This is a genomic window from uncultured Microbacterium sp. (assembly GCF_964244775.1).
Taxonomy (GTDB): Bacteria; Actinomycetota; Actinomycetes; order Actinomycetales; family Microbacteriaceae; genus Microbacterium.
Map to the genome: position 1 here is coordinate 1 of NZ_CAXTJR010000019.1, position 4,546 is coordinate 4,546.

Below are 4,546 nucleotides of genomic sequence, written 5' to 3' on the forward strand. Positions count from 1 at the left end.
GCAGGTCGATCAGATCCCGGGTTCGGGCGGGGCGATCCGCTGGACATCACCCACCAACCGTGTCTACGTCGTGCAACCCGAACGCCGCGTTCCCACCTTCCGCACGAGCGAGCCCGCACCCTTCTGACACCCGTCGCCCGGTCTCAGAACGAGCGCCACCGCCGTTGACCGAGCCACCGCCCGTCGAGCGAGCGAGAATCCCGTCGTTAGTGAGCGAAGCGAGAAGAATCGCTCTGGTTATATCCCGATAAGATAACCAAATTGGCTATATCCAGAGAATATGCCTGATATGGTTATGCCATGCCAGTAGCGGTGATCGCGGATATCGTCGGCTCACGCCTGCTCGCCGACCGCGTCGGGGGGCAGCGAATCCTAGACGACACGATAGCGCGCGTCGAGCGAGATTTCCCGGTCGCGACCCGCCCGCTGCGCCCTACGGTCGGTGACGAGCAGCAGGGTGAATTCGCGCGGCTCGAGCTCGCGCTCGCCGCTCTCGTCCTTCTGCAACTCGCCCTTCCCGACGATGTCGAGTGCCGGTTCGGGGTGGGCGTGGGCACCGTCGGGATCGTCGCATCGGCCACCGGAGATCTGCACGACGGCCCGGCGTGGTGGGCGGCGCGAGCCGCGATAGAAACCGTGCACGACATGCAGCGTCGCGTCGTGCACACAGCCCGCATCCGGGTGGTCGCAGCGGCAGAAGAGGATGCTGCGACCCACGCCGCCGTCGTTCTCGCCAACGCCTATCTGCTCGCGCGCGACCAGATCGTCGTCTCGATGAACGAACGCACCAGGCGTCTGGCGTACGGGCGCTGTCTCGGCCAGACCCAGAAGCAGCTCGCCGAGAGCGAGGGGATCTCGCAGCCCGCTGTATCGAAGTCACTCGCCAGCACCGGTGCGGCGGCGGTCATCGCCGGCTTCGCGCTCCTGCATCCCCAAGGCATCCACGAAAGACCGCGCGGGTAGGTCTCACCAGATCGCGAGCCGCACCAGCGCGCCGACCAGGCACGCCCACAGGAGGCTCGACATCGTCCCGATGATGAATCGCTCCCTCGTCTCGGGCGCGACCAGCTCGGAGAACCGTCCGACGCCCTTCACCGCCACGACGATCGCAAGGGCCTCCGGAAAACCGGCGATGATCGCCACCACCACCGCGATGCGTTCCAGATATCCGATCGTCGCGCCGCCGCGCATGACCTCGCGCACCGCGCCCTCGCCCACCGCGATGCCATGATCCGAGGCATCCGAACCATCTGCAGTGTCCGCACCATCCGCAGCATCCGAACCATTCCCGGGAGCGGACGGAGCGCGCAGCAGGATGCCGCCGCTCGAGCCATCGCGCACACTCCCGTGCGTCGCGAAGGCGAGGATGCGGCGCGTGATCGGGTCGCCACCGAGCGCGGCGACTGCGGTGCCCAGCATGGCGAGCACCATCCCGACGAGGATCGGGACTTTCAGCGGCGAGACCGCAACGACCAGCAACGCCAGAATCACCAAGGTGGCGGCGGTGATCAGCACCGGGTCAGACGGCGCGCGCCTGCTTACGATCACGAGGGTCAGCACGACGGCCAGCACGAGGAACAGGAAGATCGACAGGATCAGAATGAGGATCGCCTCGAAGGAGAACACCATGCCGCCAGTCTGTCATCGGGGTCCGTCATCGCCCCGCTGATAGCCTGGAACGCGTGTCTGCCCACGTTGAGATCGACTTCGATTTTCCCCGAGAACCCGCCAACGATCCCACGTTCGAGACAGTGTGGGACGAGATCGTGTGGCGCGGGCTCGTGCACGTGTCGACCGATCAGTCCGCTCTCCGAGAGTTGCTCGCCGGGCCGCCGATCACCTACTACTGCGGCTTCGACCCGACCGCGCCCAGCCTCCATCTCGGAAACCTCGTCCAGCTCCTTCTGATGCGACGCCTGCAGCTCGCGGGCCATCGGCCGCTCGGGCTCGTAGGCGGGTCGACCGGCCTGATCGGCGATCCGAAGCCCACCGCCGAGCGCACCTTGAACGACACCGCGGTCGTCGAGGAGTGGGTCGGCTACCTCCAGGGCCAGGTCGCGCGCTTCCTCGATTTCGAGGGCGACAACGCGGCCCGATTGGTCAACAACCTCGACTGGACCGCGCCGATGAGCGCGATCACCTTCCTCCGCGACATCGGCAAGCACTACCGCGTCGGAACGATGCTGAAGAAGGACGCGGTCAGCGCCCGCCTCAATTCCGACGACGGCATCAGCTATGCCGAGTTCAGCTACCAGATCCTCCAGGGGCTCGACTTCCGCGAGCTCCACCTGCAATACGGGTGTGTCCTGCAAACCGGCGGCAGCGATCAGTGGGGCAATCTCACGAGCGGCGTCGACCTGATCAAGCGTGCCGAAGGCAAGAGCGTGCACGCGATCGGCACACCGCTGATCACCAACAGCGACGGCCGCAAGTTCGGCAAGAGCGAGGGGAACGCGATCTGGCTTGACGCGGCGCTCACGAGCCCGTACGCGATGTACCAGTTCTGGCTCAACACCGACGACGCCGATGTGGCCGACCGCCTCAAGGTCTTCACATTCCTCACCCGCGCCGAGATCGAGGTGGTCGTCGCCGCACATGAAGCGGAGCCTTTCCGACGGTTCGGCCAACGCACCGTCGCGCGCCTTGTCACGGGTTTCGTGCACGGGACGGATGCTGCAGACGCCGCGATCGCAGCATCCGAGGCTCTCTTCGGACAAGGCGACCTGAACGCTCTCGCCCCCGACACGCTTGCATCCGCGCTGCGGGAGCTACCCCACGCCGAGCTCGCGTCCGGCACATCGATCGTGCAGGCGCTGGTGGACACGGGGCTCGTCTCGAGTCTCGGCGAAGGGCGCCGCGCGATCGCCCAGGGCGGAGTCGCCCTCGACGGCGTCAAGGTCGAAGACGACACGGTGACGGTGAGCGGTGGGCTCCCCGGCGGAGTGTCGGTGTTGCGGCGCGGCAAGAAGACCCTCGCCGGAATCTTCGTCACCTCCGGTGGGTGAGCGAACGAAGCGCGACCACACGCAGCCATGCCTTTCACCCCGAGCCACGCCGTCGTCGCGCTCCCATTCCTGCGCACCCCGCTGATCCCCGCGGCGATCGCGGTCGGTGCGATGGCTCCCGACCTCCCACTCTTCGTCCGCGGCGTCGGACTGAACTACGACACGACGCACGATCTGCGCTGGGTGCCGCTCACCGCTGTGGTCGCCCTCGCGCTTCTCATGGTGTGGCGCGCGGTCCTGCGCCCTGCGGCCCGCGAGCTCTCGCCGCGCTGGCTCGCATCGCGATTGCCGGGGGAGTGGGATGCTCCTGCCGCGTCGTCTCTGCGTGAGACCCTCGCCGAGCGCGGGCGCTCCCGACCGTCGTGGCGGGGCATCCTGATCCTCGCGATATCGCTCGCGCTCGGGGTCGTGACACACATCGTGTGGGATCTCTTCACGCACGAGGGCCGCTGGGGGAGCGACGTGCTCCCGGCGCTCGATGACTACTGGGGCCCGCTCACCGGGTACAAGTGGCTCCAGCATGCGTCGAGTGCGATCGGGTTGCTGATCCTCGCGGTGTGGGCGGCGCTGTGGTTTCGGAGGACGGATGCTGCGGCATCCGTTGCACGTATTCTTCCCGCCTGGCTGCGCTGGGTGTGGTGGGTGTCGCTTCCGATCTTCCTGATCGCCGCGTGGCTGATCGGCCTCGCCGTCTACGGACCGTTGACGTCGGACTGGACGATCCCGCACCTTGCCTACCGCGTCCTGCCCCTGGCCTGCGCGGTGTGGGCGTGCGGCACCGTGCTGCTGTGCGTCGGTGTTCAGGTGACTCAGGCGCGGCGGGAGCGCTGAACCGCGGAATCTCCGGGCGACACGCCCGGGCGACGAGCTCGATTTGCGAGGCGTGAAACCCGCACGTAATGTATTCACTGTTCGCCCCACAGGGAAGCGGAAAGGCCGAAAGGCTCACCCCCCTCAAGCGGAGAACCACCCCCCATCTGAAACACACTCCTTGAGTGCGTGCGACCTTCGGGTCTACGATGGAGGTTCCCACTCCTCGAAGCTGCCGATGAGTGCTGTTCACAGACGCTAGATCGTCACGAACAGCCGATTTGACAAGCCGACGGAGAGGGATAAGATAGAGAAGTTGCCCAGCGGGCCGGCTCACACGCCGAGACGCAGGGCACCCGATCTAGCTTCGTGAGATGTCGTCACTGACAGCTGCCCCTCGACTTCGAGTCGAGAAGCGCTGATTTGACACGCGGATCACGACGCATAAGATAGAGAAGTTGCCCTGCGGGCGAGGCCGAGAAGCCGAGCAGCAGGAGCATCCGATCCTTGAGAACTCAACAGCGTGCACTTGTCAAATGCCAAAAAACCTCGCGGTCAGCTTGCTGACCGATGAGATTCTTTTGAGATTAAACGAGATGTCAGCAATGACATCCGATCGTCAGATCAAACTCGCTCGGCTCGACCCATTCCGGTCTTGTCGCAGCAAAATTCTTTCACGGAGAGTTTGATCCTGGCTCAGGATGAACGCTGGCGGCGTGCTTAACACATGC

4 protein-coding genes are annotated in these 4,546 nt (G+C 65.6%); 3 read left to right on the forward strand and 1 reads right to left on the reverse strand.

Annotation, left to right across the window (positions count from 1 at the left end; all coding sequences use genetic code 11):
- Positions 1-300: 300 nt before the first annotated feature.
- On the forward strand, positions 301-963 hold the full coding sequence (locus ACFE6Z_RS16350) for a SatD family protein (RefSeq protein WP_375386764.1): 663 nt from the start codon (positions 301-303) through the stop codon (positions 961-963).
- A 3-nt stretch (positions 964-966) separates the two neighbouring features.
- On the opposite strand, the gene ACFE6Z_RS16355 is transcribed toward ACFE6Z_RS16350, so the two are convergent.
- Positions 967-1,629, reverse strand: coding sequence for a hypothetical protein (locus ACFE6Z_RS16355; protein WP_375386765.1), 663 nt, complete (start codon positions 1,627-1,629; stop codon positions 967-969).
- Positions 1,630-1,682: 53 nt separating this feature from the next.
- Here ACFE6Z_RS16355 and tyrS point away from each other — a divergent pair, with 53 nt between their 5' ends.
- Entirely contained in the window at positions 1,683-3,005 is a 1,323-nt protein-coding gene (gene tyrS, locus ACFE6Z_RS16360) for a tyrosine--tRNA ligase (protein ID WP_375386766.1), read from the forward strand.
- A 27-nt stretch (positions 3,006-3,032) separates the two neighbouring features.
- Positions 3,033-3,836, forward strand: coding sequence for a DUF4184 family protein (locus ACFE6Z_RS16365; protein WP_375386767.1), 804 nt, complete (start codon positions 3,033-3,035; stop codon positions 3,834-3,836).
- Positions 3,837-4,546 lie beyond the last annotated feature (710 nt).